At 51.6% G+C, this 17818-nt stretch carries 19 protein-coding genes; 15 read left to right on the top strand and 4 right to left on the bottom strand.

Annotation, left to right across the window (positions count from 1 at the left end; translation table 11 throughout):
* Window positions 1-246 precede the first annotated feature (246 nt).
* From IEV97_RS12370 to IEV97_RS12345, 6 genes are all read left to right on the top strand, one after another.
* Window positions 247-1017 (top strand): acyl-CoA desaturase, encoded by a 771-nt coding sequence (locus IEV97_RS12370; RefSeq protein WP_188501784.1) that lies wholly within the window; start codon window positions 247-249, stop codon window positions 1015-1017.
* A 284-nt stretch (window positions 1018-1301) separates the two neighbouring features.
* A complete protein-coding gene (locus IEV97_RS12365) occupies window positions 1302-1850 on the top strand; it encodes a 30S ribosomal protein S16 (protein ID WP_188501783.1) in 549 nt (182 codons plus the stop codon).
* A gap of 12 nt (window positions 1851-1862) precedes the next feature.
* Window positions 1863-2426 carry a ribosome maturation factor RimM gene (rimM, locus tag IEV97_RS12360; protein ID WP_188501782.1) on the top strand — a complete coding sequence of 188 codons (564 nt, stop codon included), beginning with the start codon at window positions 1863-1865 and terminating at the stop codon, window positions 2424-2426.
* 12 nt (window positions 2427-2438) lie between these two features.
* A complete protein-coding gene (gene trmD, locus IEV97_RS12355) occupies window positions 2439-3116 on the top strand; it encodes a tRNA (guanosine(37)-N1)-methyltransferase TrmD (protein WP_188501781.1) in 678 nt (225 codons plus the stop codon).
* 165 nt (window positions 3117-3281) lie between these two features.
* Window positions 3282-3635, top strand: a complete 354-nt coding sequence (rplS, locus tag IEV97_RS12350; RefSeq protein WP_007657440.1) for a 50S ribosomal protein L19 — start codon at window positions 3282-3284, stop codon at window positions 3633-3635.
* 172 nt (window positions 3636-3807) lie between these two features.
* A complete protein-coding gene (locus IEV97_RS12345) occupies window positions 3808-4395 on the top strand; it encodes an inorganic diphosphatase (protein ID WP_188501780.1) in 588 nt (195 codons plus the stop codon).
* 103 nt (window positions 4396-4498) lie between these two features.
* Here IEV97_RS12345 and IEV97_RS12340 read toward each other — a convergent pair whose 3' ends face one another.
* Both IEV97_RS12340 and IEV97_RS12335 read right to left on the bottom strand, forming a co-directional pair.
* Window positions 4499-4903, bottom strand: coding sequence for a hypothetical protein (locus IEV97_RS12340; protein ID WP_188501779.1), 405 nt, complete (start codon window positions 4901-4903; stop codon window positions 4499-4501).
* Window positions 4904-4940: 37 nt separating this feature from the next.
* On the bottom strand, window positions 4941-5645 hold the full coding sequence (locus IEV97_RS12335; protein ID WP_229733924.1) for a DNA repair ATPase: 705 nt from the start codon (window positions 5643-5645) through the stop codon (window positions 4941-4943).
* Window positions 5646-5866: 221 nt separating this feature from the next.
* Between IEV97_RS12335 and IEV97_RS12330 the strand changes: the two genes are divergently transcribed.
* From IEV97_RS12330 to IEV97_RS12320, 3 genes are all read left to right on the top strand, one after another.
* Complete coding sequence (locus tag IEV97_RS12330) at window positions 5867-6274, top strand: 6-pyruvoyl trahydropterin synthase family protein (protein ID WP_188501778.1); 408 nt, start codon at window positions 5867-5869, stop codon at window positions 6272-6274.
* Complete coding sequence (gene folE, locus IEV97_RS12325) at window positions 6237-6932, top strand: GTP cyclohydrolase I FolE (protein WP_229733923.1); 696 nt, start codon at window positions 6237-6239, stop codon at window positions 6930-6932. Before IEV97_RS12330 ends, folE begins: the two co-directional genes overlap by 38 nt.
* Before the next feature lie 118 nt (window positions 6933-7050).
* On the top strand, window positions 7051-7977 hold the full coding sequence (locus tag IEV97_RS12320; protein ID WP_188501777.1) for a TIGR01777 family oxidoreductase: 927 nt from the start codon (window positions 7051-7053) through the stop codon (window positions 7975-7977).
* A gap of 95 nt (window positions 7978-8072) precedes the next feature.
* On the opposite strand, the gene IEV97_RS12315 is transcribed toward IEV97_RS12320, so the two are convergent.
* Window positions 8073-10412: a penicillin-binding protein 1A gene (locus IEV97_RS12315; RefSeq protein WP_188501776.1), complete on the bottom strand. Its 2340-nt coding sequence runs from the start codon at window positions 10410-10412 to the stop codon at window positions 8073-8075.
* Between the two features lie 185 nt (window positions 10413-10597).
* Here IEV97_RS12315 and IEV97_RS12310 point away from each other — a divergent pair, with 185 nt between their 5' ends.
* The 5 genes from IEV97_RS12310 to IEV97_RS12290 all read left to right on the top strand — a co-directional run bounded on the left by IEV97_RS12310 (window position 10598) and on the right by IEV97_RS12290 (window position 14096).
* Window positions 10598-11110, top strand: a complete 513-nt coding sequence (locus tag IEV97_RS12310; RefSeq protein WP_188501775.1) for a hypothetical protein — start codon at window positions 10598-10600, stop codon at window positions 11108-11110.
* Window positions 11111-11130: 20 nt separating this feature from the next.
* On the top strand, window positions 11131-11592 hold the full coding sequence (locus IEV97_RS12305; protein ID WP_188501774.1) for a YciI family protein: 462 nt from the start codon (window positions 11131-11133) through the stop codon (window positions 11590-11592).
* Between the two features lie 24 nt (window positions 11593-11616).
* Complete coding sequence (locus IEV97_RS12300) at window positions 11617-12429, top strand: class I SAM-dependent methyltransferase (protein WP_188501773.1); 813 nt, start codon at window positions 11617-11619, stop codon at window positions 12427-12429.
* A 214-nt stretch (window positions 12430-12643) separates the two neighbouring features.
* Window positions 12644-13549: a UbiA family prenyltransferase gene (locus IEV97_RS12295; protein WP_188501772.1), complete on the top strand. Its 906-nt coding sequence runs from the start codon at window positions 12644-12646 to the stop codon at window positions 13547-13549.
* 67 nt (window positions 13550-13616) lie between these two features.
* Entirely contained in the window at window positions 13617-14096 is a 480-nt protein-coding gene (locus IEV97_RS12290; RefSeq protein ID WP_188501771.1) for a hypothetical protein, read from the top strand.
* 220 nt (window positions 14097-14316) lie between these two features.
* Here the strand turns inward: IEV97_RS12290 and rho are convergent, their stop codons facing one another.
* Window positions 14317-16164 (bottom strand): transcription termination factor Rho, encoded by a 1848-nt coding sequence (rho, locus tag IEV97_RS12285; RefSeq protein WP_188501770.1) that lies wholly within the window; start codon window positions 16162-16164, stop codon window positions 14317-14319.
* 282 nt (window positions 16165-16446) lie between these two features.
* On the opposite strand from rho, the gene serS reads away from it, so the two are divergent.
* A complete protein-coding gene (gene serS, locus IEV97_RS12280) occupies window positions 16447-17721 on the top strand; it encodes a serine--tRNA ligase (protein ID WP_188501769.1) in 1275 nt (424 codons plus the stop codon).
* Window positions 17722-17818: the final 97 nt, after the last annotated feature.

Raw genomic sequence — 17818 nt, 5'->3', positions numbered from 1 at the left:
ATTGTTCTCAACCCATCGCGCTATACCGTTATTCATTATTCGTTATTACTTATTCATTCCTCATTTTTCACTATTCATCCCTCATTCGTCATTATTAAAAGCTGACATTTATCATCTTTCTGAACTTTTATGCCGGTTTTTATTCTTTCTATAGAATCAGATCGTAATTTTGCGGAGGCGTAGTGACTGCTTTAAGCGCCGCTATACCTGAATCAGAATTAATCACTTCAACATACTAATTGCTTAATGGCCATACTTATTTTCTTCGTATTGCACTGGTACCTCTCTTTGTTTGTGCAAACGTTCTTCCTGCACCGCTATGCGGCGCACAAGATGTTCACCATGAACCCGTTCTGGGAGAAGGCCTTTTACCTGCTGACCTACATCGCGCAGGGCTCTTCCTTCCTGTCACCACGCGCTTATGCTATTTTGCACCGCATGCACCACGCCTTCTCCGACACGGAGCGTGACCCGCATTCGCCACATTACTCCAACAACGCATTTGCGATGATGTGGAAAACCAAGAACATTTACAATGACGTACTCAACCATCGCGTGGAGCCCGAGCGCCGCTTTGATGGCGACTACCCACACTGGCCAGCACTCGAGAAGATCGGGGATTCGAAGGTTTCTCGTATTGGCTGGGGCGTGGCTTATGTGCTGTTCTACATCGCTTTCGCTACGCAGTGGTGGATGTTCCTGCTATTGCCACTACACTTCCTGATGGGCCCGGTGCACGGTGCGATCGTGAACTGGAGCGGTCACAAGTACGGCTACCAGAACTTCGACAACAACGACAAGTCGCGCAACTCGCTTTTCTTCGACTTCCTGACAGGCGGCGAACTGTTCCAGAACAACCACCACAAACTGCCTAACCGCGTGAACTTCGGTGTGAAGTGGTGGGAAGTGGACCCAACCTGGCCGGTGATCTGGACGCTGGACAAGCTGAGCATCATCAAGCTGAAGCCCGTGAAGGTAAAGGCAGCCAGACCACCCAGAACAAAAGCCAACGCTTAATCATAAAAAAGCCCTTCGGAAACGGAGGGCTTTTTGTTTGGTGTTACCTGACCGGTGCTTGTAATATCAATATTCCTTTGTCATTTCGAACAAAGTGAGAAATCTGAAATATTACGGTAATCCTGAAATTCCCCAGATCTCTCCATGCTGTCGAGATGAGAGTTGTTATGCGGCTCCTGAAATCAATTCCCAAAATATCTTGCATTAATCGGCACGAAATCATTACCTTTGCGGTTCTAAAAACTGGCGGACGGGTTTCGCCGACTTACATATTTATATAAACAATGGCTGTTAAAATCAGACTGGCCCGTAGAGGCCGCAAAAAATCTGCTATCTACGACATCGTAGTAGCTGACGCTCGATCACCACGTGATGGTAAGTTTATCGAGAAACTGGGTACCTACAACCCAAACACAAACCCTGCTTCTATCGATTTCAGCGAGGAGAAGGCGTTCCAGTGGTTGATGAACGGTGCTCAGCCAACTGACACAGTGAAGGCGATGCTTTCTTACAGAGGTATTCTGTACAAGAAGCACCTGCAGATCGGTGTTGTGAAAGGCGCTATCACCCAGGAAACAGCTGACGCTCGTTTCGAGGAGTGGAAGAAAGAGAAAGAAGCGAAGATCGAAAGCAAGCGTACTACCCTTGGCTCTGAGAAAGAGGCGAAGCGTAAGGCTGCTCTTGATGCTGAAACAAAAGTGAAAGAAGCTCGTGCAGAGGCTATCCGTCAGCGTGAAGCTGCCAAAGTTGCTGCTGCTACGCCTGCTGCTGAAGCGGAAGAAGCTCCTGAAGCACCAGCTGCTGAAGGCGAGTCTACTGAAGAGCAAGCATAAATTTAATCGGCCATGCATATTGATGACTGCTTTCTGTTAGGACACATCGTCAAGACCCATGGCATCAAGGGACAAGTGGTTGCGTTTTTTGACGTGGACTACCCCGAAGATTATGATGATTTGGAATCAGTCTTTCTTGAACAACAGGGAAGGCTGATTCCTTTTTTTATTGACAAGATGGAGCCTGTGCAGAAAGGCCGTTTTATTATCACCTTTGAGGATATCAAAACGATCGAGCAAGCCGAGAAACTCCGCAGCGTCAGCCTATACCTGCCGCTCGACGAGCTCCCGGAGCTGGAAGAGGGACAGTTCTATTTCCATGAGGTGATCGGCTACCAGGTGGTGGACCAGAACCACGGCCCGCTTGGCACCGTGAAAGACTTTTACGACATGCCGCAGCAACAGCTGATGGCCATGGACTACAACGGGCAGGAGATGCTGGTACCTGTGCTGGACGAAGTGTTTGTACGCGCCGACCACGAAGCCAAGGTACTGCACGTGAACCTGCCGGAAGGCCTGCTGGAGGTGTACACCCAGCCCGGCACCCCTGACGACGCCGACGACCGCGACGAGTAGCCCCCTGTTATCATGCGATTTGACATCATCAGTTGCCAGCCCGACCTGCTGGACAGTCCTTTTAGCCATTCTATCGTTAAAAGAGCCCAACAAAAAGGTCTGGTAGACATCCACATACACGATCTTCGTAAGTACGCCATCAACAAGCATGGCCAGATAGACGACTATGCTTTTGGCGGAGGAGCAGGTATGGTGATGATGATCGAACCGATTGACAGGATGCTGTCTGATCTGAAGGCGGAGCGGGAGTACGACGCTGTCATCTACATGACGCCTGACGGACAGACGCTCAACCAGAAAATAGTCAACCAGTTCTCCCTCCTCCGCAATGTGATCATCCTGTGCGGCCATTACAAGGGCGTGGATGAGCGGGTGCGGCAACATTACGTGACCCATGAAATCAGCATAGGCGACTATGTATTATCTGGTGGCGAACTAGGTGCGGCTGTACTGGCCGATGCCATTATCCGGATCATACCGGGTGTGCTCAACGACGAGTCCTCCGCCCTGACGGATTCTTTTCAGGACGGTTTGCTGGCACCACCAGTCTATACCCGTCCGGCCGACTACAAAGGCATGACAGTGCCCGATATTCTGCTTTCCGGAGACGGGCCTAAAATAGAGCAGTGGCGTTTTGAGCAGGCGGTGGAGCGCACCAGACAGCGCAGGCCAGACCTGCTCAACGAGTAATTAGAATAGCCGTTGTGAAGGTGCAAAAATCGCTTCATTCGCGCTTTTCAGGGATAAGTTTCAAAAACTTACATTTTTTTTCTGCAAAGATTCTTAAGTAATAAATAATTGCATATCTTTGCAGTCCGAATTTTGAAGAAGATATTTAGCTTTAACAACATAGCCATGAGCGAATTACTTAAATTTATCGAGCAGGAATCTACAGACAAGCGCGCCTCTTTCCCGACTTTCCAGTCTGGTGATACCATCAACATCCACGTGAAAATCCGTGAGGGTAACAAAGAGCGTATCCAGCAGTTCCAGGGCGTTGTTATTCAGCGCAAGAACGTAAACACAAACGGTGAGACTTTCACTGTAAGAAAAGTGTCTAACCAGATTGGTCTGGAGCGTATTTTCCCACTGCTTTCTCCATCTATCGAGAAGATCGAGCTTGTAAGAAAAGGCCGTGTTAGAAGAGCTAGACTGTACTACCTGAGAGGTCTGCAGGGTAAGGCTGCTCGTATCAAGGAAAGAAGATAATTAAAGAACCTGTTTTCATAAGTTTTCCATAGTTTTAGTAAAAGGAGCCGTTTCTAACCAAACGGCTCCTTTTTTTATACCTGCTATACCTGTCAGGCTATACCTACATTGGCCTGGCTTGCTATATTTGTGCAGCTATACCTTCTCTCTACCTTTGACTCCTCCTTCACCCATGAAAACACTACAGCGCTATACCTTCCTGTTGCTATCATTAGTCCTGCTGGCCTCCTGCCAGACAGACTATACCGCCCTGCCCACCTACAATGGCAAAAAACAGTTGCAGGCCGTGATAGAGGTGCCAGCCGGCAGTTCGACCAAGCTGCACTACAACCGGCAAACGAAAGCCTTTGAAGCAGAGCAGCAGGCCGGTCAGGACCGCATCATAACTTTCCTGCCCTACCCTGCCAATTTCGGCTTTATACCCTCTACCGAAACCAACGCACAGAAAAAACCTTTGGAAGTGGTAGTTCTGGCCGGGAGTGTTGCTACGGGCACGGTGATGGAAGTGATTCCGGTGGGCGTGCTGCAGCTGGAAACAGACGGCGAGCTGGACCACAAGATCATCGCGGTACCGGCCAGGCCGAGCGAGCGCTCCATCAACGCCTCCGACTACAATAGCTTTACCGCTGATTACCCAGCCGCTAAGGCCATCCTGCAGCAATGGTTCGTGCACCACAACCCCACCGCCAAAAGTAAGTTTGTAGGCTGGCGCAACGAGCAGTTCGCCGAACAGGAAATACAGCGCTGGATGAAACTATAGCCAAGCCCTAAAACAGAAAAGCCTCCGGATCAGGAGGCTTTTCTGTTTATCGTTACTCGTGCAGCTGGTGAGAGAGGCAAAGCTGCACATAGGTAGCCAGTATTTATTTTATTTCTGTTCCAATTATCTCCGCATGACTCTTTGCTTTATTAATTTGATTAATCCATTTGGCAAGTACCTCGTTAGGCTCCAACTGATGTAACTTTTGTAAAATAAAGGCTCGAAGCTGCTCAACCTCCATTCTTTGATTCACTTTCTCGAAATGTAGTTTTACTTTGTAAACATTTGGCAGAAACTTGAATATCTTCCGCCATATCTGTGCCGGAAGGGTTTTACCGATTACTTTATACAATTGTCCATCTGAGTCACAAAAAATTTTATTGTGGAAATATTGCTGGAATAATTTATCGCTCCCAGTTAATATAACGTCATCAAACAAATAGTATTCAAGAACATCTTCTTCATGACTCCAACTATCTGTAATATTAATCATTGGAAACTTAGGCATCTCAAAATTTGGCTAACACAGGTATAGCAACTATACCTTATTTGATATCACGCAATTTGGTTCTTACCTCATCCACCGCTTTCTCCATAGCCTGCACCTGCTGGCGGCTGGCTTCCTGCTGCTTCACGTTCAGCTCCACATTCTGCTCCAATTGGCGCAGTTCGTCGGCATTGCGCACCAGTTCGGCTTCCAGCTCCTGCTTGCGCTTCTTGTTTCGCTCAATGCTCAGTTGCAGATCGTTGGCCTGCTTTACCACCCGGTCCTGCTCTTTCTTGGTGCTGCGCAGCACCGCTTCGGCCTCGTTAATCTGCAACAGCACGTCTTCCTGGTACAGCTTTTTGCCGAAGCTTTCCATGAATTGCTCCGCGGCGGCGTATACCTCCGGTGTCGCTTTTTTATCGAGATGAGTCGTACCCATATCGAGTGACCACCAGACATAGCTGCCCTTGGCGTGCGTGCCCACCGTTGAGATCACGCGTACCGGCTCTTTGCTGATGCTTTTCAGCTTGGCTTCTTCAACGGTGTAAACACCTTTGGAGTGTTTCACCTTGCCTGCTTCCTGCGACAAATGGTCTTTCCAGATCTTCTCTACAAACTTAGGGTCCAGCTGCACGCTCAGCTGCTGGCCGCTGCGCTTGATGCCGCTCACCACCTGTTCGTTTTCCTCCACTTGCATGACCTGCGCACTCGCCATACCCGATACCAGCAACATGGCCGCTACCAATAATCCTTTTACTCGCATACTCTACTTAGAAATAATGATTTGACAGGAACAATCGTATACCTACGAAAATAGCTAATCCATAGCATATATCAGATATAAGAGCCCGGATTAATTTAGGGACTGTTCTGTTTGGGTTTAGGGGCCACGAAGCTTAACTTTGTAGGTTTACAGCCCGGCTAGCCCAATGTGAATTTTTCACGTACGCGAACAATAACACAGGCCCACCTGTTTGAACCGCAATGAAAATAACGATCTGCAGAAAAGAGCACTTTAATGCCGCACACCGACTGCACAATCCGGCCTGGAGCGACGAGCGGAACGCGGAGGTTTTCGGGCTGTGCAACAACCCCAACTACCACGGGCACAACTATGAGCTCATCGTGAAGCTAACGGGCGCCGTGAACGAGGACACCGGGTATGTGTACGACATGAAAAAGCTCAGCACACTGGTGAAGGAAGAAGTGATCGACAGGTTTGACCACAAAAACCTCAACCTCGACACCGAGGAGTTCAGGCAGCTGAACCCGACCGCCGAAAACATTGCCATGGTCATTTGGGAGCGATTGCGGGAAAAAATAAGCCGGGAGTATGAACTGGCAGTAACGCTTTATGAAACGGAACGAAACTTTGTTGAATATAATGGATAACCAGGACCTGGGCCCTGACGCGGAGGAGCTAGACGACCACTTGAAGGGCTCTCTGGAAACGCCGCTGCGCCCTGACGCATTTGCCCTTTCTGACGCCGAGAAGATCGTGATCATTGAAAGGCACTTCCGCGAAATTATGCATACCATGGGCCTCGACCTCACAGACGACAGCCTGAAGGGAACGCCGCTACGCGTTGCCAAAATGTATGTGCAGGAAATCTTCAGTGGCCTGCACCCGGAGAACAAACCGGTTATCCGCCGATTTGAGAACAAGTACAAGTATAAGCAGATGCTGGTAGAGCGCGATATCACCGTGTACTCTTCCTGCGAGCACCACTTCGTGCCCATCATCGGAAAAGCCCATGTGGCCTATATGCCGAACGAGCATGTGATCGGCCTTTCTAAACTGAACCGGATAGTGCAGTACTACGCCCGCCGCCCGCAGGTGCAGGAGCGCATGACCATGCAGATCGCCAACGAGCTGAAGCAGGCGTTGCAGACCGAGAACGTAGCCGTGCTGATCGAGGCCGACCACCTTTGTGTGATGAGCCGTGGCGTGAATGATGTGAGCAGCAGCACCATCACGGCAGAGTACTCCGGCCTGTTTGAGCAGGACCAGTACCGCAACGAGTTCCTGAACCACATCCGCAAGAAATAAGACCCGCCCGAGCGAACCTTAGCGCCGCCTGCCGGTTTTGATCGTTGAAAGCAACTTTCAGTTAGTCCTTACACGTATAGATATATTTCTATATAAATTATAACAACGATCAGTATTTATGGCTGGAAAAATACTCATTTCAGGTGGTTCAGGGCTGATCGGATCGCGTCTTTCGGAGATGCTCATCGATCAGGGCTATGAGGTGGCGCATCTGTCCAGAGCTCCTGATAAGTTCTCTCACTACAAGACGTTCCGCTGGGATATAAAGGAGGGATACATGGATGAGAACGCCATTACCTACGCCGACTACATCATCCACCTGGCGGGCGCCGGACTGGCTGATGAGAAGTGGACGAAAGAACGCAAGCGCGAAATTCTGCGCAGCCGGGTAGATAGCACGCAACTGCTACTCAACAGTCTCCGCAAACAAGAAGAGCACCGCGTGAAAGGCTTTATCTCGGCCTCTGCCATCGGCATTTACGGCAACTCAGGTGACCAGCTGATGTCGGAGGAGAGCAGCTACGGCGAAGACTTCATGGCTGAGGTATGCAAAGCCTGGGAGGCGGCCGTGTGGCAGATCAAAGACCTGGGTATACGCACCGTCATTCTGCGCACAGGTATAGCGCTGAGCGAAAAGGGCGGCGCGCTGCCGCAGATGGCCCGACCGATTAAAATGATGGCGGGCGCCCCGCTGGGCAGTGGCAAGCAGTACATGTCCTGGATCCACATCGATGACCTGTGCCGCCTTTATATCCGGGCCATTGAAGACACGCAGTTCACTGGCGTATACAATGCCGTGGCTCCTCACCCTGTTACCAACCAGGAGTTTACAGAAGCCCTGGCTGAGGCGATGCACAAGCCCCTGGTTTTGCCCAAAGTGCCTTCTTTTGCCCTTAACCTGATGCTCGGCGAAATGAGCGATGTGGTGCTGAGCGGCCAGCGTGTGAGCGCCAACAAAGTGCTGCAGACCGGCTTCACCTTCGAATACAATTACCTGGACGAGGCCCTGGAATCCTTCTACAGCAAGAGCAAAGACAAAAGCTGATTTCCCTATTGTCACAGGTATAGCACTTACTTTAAAACAGCAGCGCCGGCTATTAGCATAGTCGGCGCTGCTGTTTTCTATGGTTCAGGTATAGCTTAAAAGGTATCGATCAACTCAGGAATCTCAAAATTCAGATCGAAGAAAAGGGAGTCGGGCTCCGCTTTTGGCAGCACGGTGGTGCAGTTGTATTTTTTGTTGATCTTGACGGTTGGCCCCGGAAAGCGGCCCATGGTATAGCCTAGGTCTTTGTCTTTGTAGATTCGCTCCATGAAAAGGCCGTATACCGGCAGTGCCGTCTTGGAGCCTTCGCCCAGGCTAGAGGTGCGGAAGTGAATGCTGCGGTCCTCGCCGCCCACCCACACACCGGTTACCAGGTCCTTGGTTACACCCATAAACCAGCCATCGGAGTGGTTAGAGGTGGTGCCGGTTTTTCCCCCGATCTCGTTGCCCTTCCAGAGGTCGTATTCCCAGAGCGCCTGCGAGGTGCCACCCGGTTCTTCTATACCTCCTTTGAGCATGTGCATCATCAGGAAAGCCGTTTCTTCGCTCAGCACTTTCTTCTGCTCAGGCACAAACTGCTCGATCACGTTGCCTTCGCGGTCCTCGATGCGGGTGATAAAGCGCGGCGCTGTATGGAAACCATGGTTCGGGAAGGTACTGTAGGCACCCACCATTTCGTACACGGACACATCGCTCGGTCCCAGGCCAATGGAGGGCACCTTATCCAGCGGGCTGCTGATACCTAGCTTGTGCGCGTAGTCCACCACAGTTTCCCAGCCAACCAGCTCCGTGAGTTGGGCCGTGACAGAATTGACTGATTTACCCATACCACGGCGCAGCGTCATCGGCGCACCGGTATACTCCCAGTCAGCATTCGTAGGCGACCAGCTCTTCTTCTCCCCTTTCTCCACATAATTGATAGTAATGCGCGTGTCCACGATCTTGTCGCAGGGCGAGTAGCCGTTATCGATGGCGGCCACGTACACGAACGGCTTGAAGGTAGAGCCTGGCTGGCGTCGCGCCTGCTTCACGTGGTCGAACTTAAAGTACTTGTAGTTGATACCCCCTACCCAGGCCTTGATCTCACCGGAGAAGGGATCCATGGTCATCATACCGCCGTGCAGGAAGCGCTTGTAGTAGCGCAGCGAATCCAGCGGCGACATGGTCATTTTCTTTTCGCGCTCCGGGTTATCCCAGGTAAACACCATCATCTCGCGCGGTGTGTTCAGCTCTTTGTTGATCGCGGCTGTATTGTCGCCGTGCTTCTTTTTGAGGCGCTTGTAGTAGTCGGTGCGCTTGATCGTTTCTTCTATGAAGCCCGGGATTTCATTGTTTTTCTCGTCTACCCATGGGTTCTTGCCCTTCCAGTGGTTATCGAAGCGGCGCTGCAGGGTGCGCATCTGCTGCTCCATGGCTGCCTCGGCATGCGCCTGTATGCGCGAGTCGATGGTGGTGTATACCTTCAGGCCGTCGCGGTATAGGTCGTAGCCGTTCTGTTTGCACCACTCCTTCATAAAGTCAGCCACCGCCCCCCGGAAGTAAGTCGCCGGTCCGTCGTAGTGGTTCTCTACTTTGTAGTCCAGCACCAGCGGCAGTTGGCTCAGGGAATCAGCCTGCGCCTGGGTGAGGTAGTCATACTTGGCCATCTGCCCCAGCACGGTGTTGCGGCGGCGGGTGGCATTTTCGGGGTTGAAGCGCGGGCTATAGTAGGTCGGGGCCTTGAGCAAACCCACCAGCACGGCGGCCTGCTCGGACTTGAGGCTGTCAGGGGAGGTGTTGAAAAAGGTCTTGGAGGCTACCTGTATACCAAACGAGTTACTGCCAAAGTCCACCGTATTCAGATACATGGCCAGGATCTCCTCCTTGGTATAGCGCTGCTCCAGCTTGATGGCAGTGAGCCACTCCTTTGTTTTGGAGATGACGATGTTCAGACCCGGTATGTGGCCCAGTACGCCTTTGGAGTCGTCGGTACGGGTCTTGTACAGGTTTTTGGCCAGCTGTTGCGTAATGGTACTGCCGCCCCGGCTTTCGCCGCGGAGATTGTCGTATACGGCACCAAAAATGGCCGTCGGGTCTATACCTGCGTGCTCGTAAAACCGGATGTCCTCGGTGGCGATCAGGGCGTTGATGAGCGTTGGCGACATTTCCTTAAAGCCCACCGGACTGCGGTTTTCGCGGAAGTACTTTCCGATCAGCTGGCCGTCGGCAGTGTAGAGTTCGGAAGCCTGGTCGCTACGCGGGTTTTCCAGCCTATCCAGACTCGGGGAGGAACCGAAGAGGTAGAAGAAGTTATACTCCACACTTACCAGGTAACCGACCACCACCATCAGTCCCAACAGAAACAGCTTCCAGGTATAGCCAATGATGCGGCCGTAAACGGACCTTCTCTTTTTAGCCGGTTGCTTTACTTGTTCTTTTTCTTGCTCTTGCAGCATGTTATTTCATCAGGGCGAATTGCCTGTATTTTTCCGGATCGCTTCTCTCTAATCTACTGCAAATATACCTTTTGTGTCCAAATACTTTTCCAGAAACGCATAAAACTTAGTCAGCGATATGCATTAGCTGTTATAACTTTGGCAGGCCCTGCCTATCTTTGCCGCATAGCATTCCCCATACGCCCATGCAAGAGCAATTACAGGTAGCGTTCGACAAAATCAAAGGCCTGCCGCTAACCAAGACCACCCGCAGCGAACTGGTGCAGTACTTTCACTTCGGCAAAACCAGCTATACCACGCCGCAGGGACTAATCCTCGACGTTGGCCTCTATACCCTGGCCGTGAACTGCCCCTGGACTTTTGAACTGGCCAACGGCGACACCATCAAGCACAGTGAGGTGTTCATGCGCAAGCGGGAGCCCGGCCTGCCCTCCCCCAAGTTCGACTGGAAAGTGCCCGGCGCCAACCTCCGCGACCAGCGCCTGCAGGGACTCGTGATCAGCAGCCAGGCCCTGGCAGTAGAGCACTCCGAAGTAAGAGACGCCTACGGCATTGCCCTGACTTTTGTGAACGGCGACCGCCTGATCTTAGCGCCTGACCTGGGTAAGCCGCAGGAAGAATATTGGCAATTGTTCAGTAATGCTGGCGATAACTTCAGCATTGGGGCCGGGGCTACAGGAATCGTGAAAAGTAACTGAGTTTCTATACCTTTACCTGCATGAAAAAACTGCTACAAACCATAGGTATAGCACTGGCCCTCAGCCTTTGCTTCACACTAGGCGCTCAAGCCCAATCCAAGTCGAAAGCGACGGTTAAAAAAGCGCCAGCCGCCACAGCACAGGAATCGCCTAAAAAGTCTGGTGAGATGGACATGAGCCAGATGAAGACCTACTACATGGCCCTGCTCAAAAAAGGTCCTTACCAACCCACCGACACAGCCGAAGTGAACAGCATCCAGCGTGGGCATATGGCGCATATCCGGAAGATGGCCGCCGATGGCAAACTGGTGATGGCTGGTCCGTTTCTGGACAATGGCGAACTGCGCGGTATTTTCATTTTTGACGTGGCTACGCTGGAAGAAGCGAAGGCACTGACCGAGGCAGACCCGGCCGTAAAAGCCGGCAAGCTGATCATGGAGCTGCATCCTTGGATGAGCCAGCGCGGCACGACACTCCCCTAGCAACTTTTACAGGCAGAGGGCAGTATGCGAACAAAACAATCGCTGCTGCCCTTGAACTTCCGCCTGCACCTTTTCGAGTTAGAAGACCAGCCCTGGTTTCCGCACATTTTCCGCCAGGGCATGCTCGATTTCCTCCGCTTCATGATCTCGAAGCTCGGCGCCTACGGCCCCGCCATACCGCTGCTGGAGGAGCTGCTGCGTCGCAGCGGCCAAACGCACTTCACAGACCTGTGCTCCGGCGCCGGCGGTGGCATAGCAGGTATACGCGAAGCGCTTAGCCAGCGCATGGGCGAGCCTGTCCGCGTCACCTTATCGGATCGGTTCCCCAACCTGGGTGCGTACGAGTACCTGCATAACCAATCCGGTGGACTGATTGACTTTATTGCCTCGCCTGTAGATGCCACGAGAGTGCCACCGCAAATACAAGGCGTTCGCACCATCTTTTCCTCTTTTCACCATTTCCGGCCAGCGCAGGCTGCGGCCATTTTGCAAAACGCCGCCGATCAGCGGGCGCCTATCGGTATCTTTGAAGGAGGCGGCAAGACCTGGGCGGAGCTAATCATTTTCCTGCTCACTTTCCCGGTCATCATCCTGCTCGTAACGCCTTTTATCCGGCCTTTTAAACTGAGCCGACTCCTGTTCACGTACCTTATACCAATCATTCCATTGGGCATCATGTGGGATGGCCTGGTGTCGCTGTTCAGGCTTTACAATCCACGTATGCTGGACAAGCTGCTGACGCGCGTCGATACCCCGCCCGGCTATACCTGGCGCAGCGGCATCGTAGGAAGCGGACCGGGCAAGCAGGTCATTTATCTGCTGGGCTATCCTGATTAATAAAATTGCTGATTGTTAATTGTAGATTCTTTATTGAGGGAGAAGGATTTTAATCGCCGTAAGAGAAAATTAATCAGTACAGAAGAGAGAAACGTAGTCCGGAGGTTAATATCAATGAGTTAAAAGTAGTAGAGCATGAAAGTAAGTAGTAGAGCATGAAAGTATAAGCTACATCAACGATCATCATACATCAATCAACAATTAGCAATCAACCATGAAACCAGTCGCTATCCCTGTCATCGGAAAATACGGCAGCGCCCTGACGCTGATGCGGATTCCGTTTTCGGTATATCTGATGCCGGTGTACTGGTTTGCGCTGAGCGTAGCCGACGGCTATACCTGGTGGCAGGCAGCGGATGTGTTCCTGGTTCTGCATGTGCTCGTATACCCAGCCAGCAACGGTTACAACTCCTACCACGATCGGGATGAAGGCAGCATCGGCGGACTCCGCCGGCCCCCCAAAGTCACGCAGGAGCTGTTTCACCTGGTGCTGTTATTTGATGTGCTGGCCGTACTACTTAGCTTTTTACTTTCTCCTCTGTTTGCTTTGCTGGTGGCGCTATACCTGTTGGTTTCCAAGGCTTACAGCAACCGGGATATCCGGCTCAAGAAATACCCTGTTATCAGCACACTGGTCGTTACGGTTTTTCAGGGAGCGTTCACTTTTTGGATGGTGCAGGTAGGGGCTGGTCTGGACTGGCAGCAAACGCTGCAAGCTCCCAACATCTGGTTTGCCCTGGTCAGCACGCTCTTTCTTTGCGGCTCCTATCCCCTCACCCAAATCTACCAACACCGGGAAGACGGTGAGCGGGGTGACAAAACACTAAGTTTACTGCTGGGTATACGGGGCACTTTTGTGTTCGCAGGTATAGCGCTCAGCCTGGGAGCGGCACTTCTGATCGGGCTATACCTGGCGCTGGGGCAACTGCTCAACATAGCGATCTTCCTGCTTTGCACCGGTCCCATTACCTATTATTTTCTGAGTTGGGTGCGGCGGTCGTGGCGGAACTACGGGGAAGTGAATTTTGAAAACACGATGCGCATGAACAAGATCTCGTCGCTCTGCATCAGCCTGGCTTTTTTCCTTATACTACTGCTGCGATCTGTTTACGCCTCATAATTTCATACAGGACGGCGATCCGTAACTACCTGGCCTGATTGCGTATAACAGCAAAAACCATCTCACCATGAAACTTCTCTACGCTGTAATAGGTGGGCTCGCCGCCACCGCCGCCATGACTGCCTTCCTATACCTGATGTCGTATGTGACGCACCGTGTTATGAAAGTAACCCGCATATTGGGCACTATGCTGATGAACCGCACACAACCCGACGGCTCGCTCTCAAAGGCCACCAACACCAAGGTATACGGCACGGTGGCCCACTACCTGGCCGGGATAATTTTTGCGCTCTTCTACATTGCGCTGTGGCATTCCGAGGTTGGGCTCATCAACGCCTCCTGGGGATTCCTTTTTGGATTGGCGCATGGCCTAATGGCGATGTTCATCTGGTATCTGTTTTTCATGGTACACCCCAGACCGCCCCTCATATCGCTCCGCACCTACCTCACCACACTTATTTTTGCACACATCGTTTTTGGCTTGGTGCTCACCTATACCGTCTACCTGCTGGCCAAGCCGGATTATCCGTTTTGGAGTTTGTATTAAATTGTTGATGGTTAAATTGTTGAATTGTTAGATTGTTGATGGTTAGATAAATGTTGTAAACGAAGTATATCAATTGAAAAGACAGCCTACATGTTCTAACACTGTGCATGATAGATAGTAGCTGATTAACAATTTAACCATTCAACAATTTAACCTCCAAAAACAGACCGGCCCCATTGCTTTGTAGCAGTGGGGCCGGTCTGTTTTTGGTAAGTATACTTTACCCGTTCATCGAGATCAGGAACTCTTCGTTGCTCTTGGTACCCTGCATTCTGTCTTTCAGGAATTCCATGGCTTCTACGGAGTTCATGTCAGACATAAACTTGCGCAGGATCCAGATGCGGTTCAGTTCGTCACGGTCCATGAGGAGGTCTTCGCGGCGTGTACCGGAAGCCGGCACGTCGATAGCCGGGTAGATTCTGCGGTTGGCCAGTTTGCGGTCCAGCTGCAGTTCCATGTTACCGGTACCTTTAAATTCTTCGAAGATCACCTCGTCCATTTTAGAACCCGTGTCGATCAGGGCAGTCGCGATGATAGTGAGTGAACCGCCATTCTCCACGTTACGGGCAGCACCGAAGAAACGTTTCGGCTTGTGCAACGCGTTGGCATCCACACCACCCGACAGGATCTTGCCTGATGAAGGCACCACCGTGTTGTAGGCGCGCGCCAGACGCGTGATGGAGTCGAGCAGGATCACTACATCGTGGCCGCACTCTACCATACGCTTGGCCTTGTCCAACACAATGCTCGAAACCTTCACATGGCGGTCGGCAGTTTCGTCGAAAGTAGAGGCAATCACCTCTGCTCTCACGCTGCGGGCCATATCGGTTACTTCTTCCGGGCGCTCGTCTATGAGCAGGATCATCAGGTATACCTCCGGATGGTTTTCAGAGATGGCATTGGCGATCTCTTTCAGCAACACGGTCTTACCTGTCTTCGGCTGCGCCACGATCATACCACGCTGGCCTTTACCGATCGGGGCAAACAGATCGAGGATACGGGTTGAAAGCAGGTTGGGCTTGGTGGTCAGTTTCAGGCGCTCTTCCGGGAAAAGCGGTGTCAGGTGCTGGAAAGGGATGCGGTCGCGGATTTCCTCCGTGGTACGTCCGTTCACCAGATCCACTTTAAGCAGGGCAAAGTATTTCTCCCCTTCTTTCGGCGGACGGATCTGGCCTTTAACCGTATCGCCTGTCTTCAGACCAAACAATTTGATTTGCGAAGGAGACACGTAGATATCATCTGGCGAGGCCAGGTAGTTGTAATGCGTAGAGCGAAGGAAGCCGTAGCCATCCTGCATCAGCTCCAACACACCTTCATTTAGGATTATTCCGTCAAACTCGCGGAAGTTATTGCTGTTGGCAGCCGCGTTCGGCTGACGGCGCGGGAAGTTATCACCACCCCGGTTCTGGTCGTTGCGGCTATCGCTGCGGTTTCCTATTTCAGGACGTTGCTCACGCTGCTGCTCTGCACGGTTGCCTACCTCCGGGCGTTGTTCACGGTTGTCGTTTCTTTCATTCCGGTCGTTGCGCTCAGGACGCTGGGTTTCAGGTCTCTCAACACGTTCCGGACGCTGCTCGGTTCTCTCAGCGCGTTCCGGGCGGGCCTCCGTGCGCTCCACACGCTGTTCCTGGCGCTGCTCACGCGGGGCGCCCTCGTTGCGGTTGTCACGGCGGGTCGTTACGCGCTCACGCTGCGGGCCATGGTCTTTTACGGGGGCCGCCTGTTGTACTAAAGTCGGACTGGTTTGTTCGCGGCGGGCTGCTTCGCGGGCAGGTTTTGGCTGGGCTGTCGCTTCGGCTACAGTGGCCGCCGGCTCTTCATTCACCTCTTGCTCTTCGCTGATGGTAATTGTGTTTTCAGTAGCTGCGGTTTCGCTGGCGACGGCTGTACCAGAGGAGGATTTTACTTTTTTGGGCAATTTGTCGGGAGGGGTAATAGCTTGCTGATCAAGGATTTTGTAGACGAGATCCTGTTTGCTGAGTTTCTTGAAATTCTTGACACCCAGGTCTTCTGCAATTTCCTTGAGTTCTGAAAGAAGCCTATCTTTCAATTCTTCAATTTTGTACATAAATGTGGTATGGTAGTTAAATTAACCTGCTTGGCACGCATGGGCGAACGCAGCGAGAGCTTGACTTAGTAATTCGGAAAATGAATGAATGCGATAGAGTTTTGTGAGGCTCAGGATAGGGCCTGCCATAAATTGCACTGCAATGTTATTGCAATGCTTAGTAATTAACAAATATTAGCGGGGAATTTGTTGAAAATGTTTCAGTTTTTCCTTAAAAGATTTCGCAAATGCCGCTAACAACCTAAAAAAGTATATTTTTGCAGCTACACAACGACCCAAACTATGCTACAGCTAAACGTTTTAAGAGAGCAGACAGCGCTTGTGATAGCTGGACTTACCAAGAAAAACTACAAAAATGCCGCCCAAGAGGTAGAGGCTATTGTAGCCCTGGACCAGCAGCGCCGACAGGTGCAAAGCCAGCACGATGAGCTGCAGGCCCGCGCCAATGCCATCTCAAAAGAGATCGGTATACTGATGAAGAACGGCGACCGCGAAAAAGCGGAAGCCTCCAAAGCTGAAACATCAGAGTTAAAGCAGCAGACCAAATCGCTGAGTGAGCAGCTGGCCGCCATCGAAGAGCAAATACAGCAAGCACTATACAAGTTGCCGAACCTTCCGCATGCAAGTGTTCCTGAAGGTAGAACAGCAGAAGACAACGAAGTAGTTCTACAACACGGTGAAATTCCTACACTGCACGAAGGCGCCCTGCCGCACTGGGAGCTGATCCAGCAATACGACATCATTGACTTCGAGCTCGGCAACAAGATTTCCGGCGCTGGTTTCCCGGTATACAAGAAGCAAGGTGCCCGCCTGCAGCGCGCGCTCATCAACTTCTTCCTCGACGAGGCCATGAAAGCCGGCTACATAGAAGTGCAGCCGCCAATTTTGGTAAACGAAGCCTCTGGCTACGGCACCGGCCAATTGCCTGACAAAGACGGGCAGATGTACCACGCCACCGAGGACAACCTATACCTGATCCCGACGGCCGAGGTGCCGATCACAAACCTTTACCGCGATGTGATTGTGCCCGTGGAGCAACTGCCGATCAAGAACACAGGCCATACGCCATGTTTTAGAAGAGAAGCCGGATCGTGGGGAGCAGATGTGCGCGGACTCAACCGCCTGCACCAGTTCGACAAGGTAGAGATTGTACAGATTACGCTACCAGAAAAATCATACGAAACGCTGGAAGAAATGAGCAGCTACATCCAGGGCCTGCTTCAGAAACTGGAGCTCCCTTATCGTGTGCTGCGCCTGTGTGGCGGTGACATGGGCTTTACTTCTGCCCTCACCTACGATATGGAGGTATACTCTACCGCCCAGAACCGCTGGCTGGAAGTAAGTTCCGCTTCTAACTTTGAGACCTACCAGTCCAATCGCCTGAAGCTGCGCTACAAAACGGAATCAGGCAAGACACAGCTGCTGCACACGCTCAACGGGAGTGCACTGGCCCTACCGCGTATTGTAGCCGCCCTCCTGGAGAATAACCAGACACCGGACGGCATCAACATGCCAAAAGTGCTGCACCCATACCTGGGTTTTGAAAAAATTTCCTAGATTTTTTCAGATTTGAAAATTTGAGAATGAGGAGATTTGAAAATGTCTCTATACCTGAAAAGCAGAAGCGCCGCTGAGATAACTCAGCGGCGCTTCT

Source organism: Pontibacter amylolyticus, from assembly GCF_014638845.1.
GTDB lineage: Bacteria > Bacteroidota > Bacteroidia > Cytophagales > Hymenobacteraceae > Pontibacter > Pontibacter amylolyticus.
This window is presented reverse-complemented; position numbering and strand designations above follow the sequence as displayed.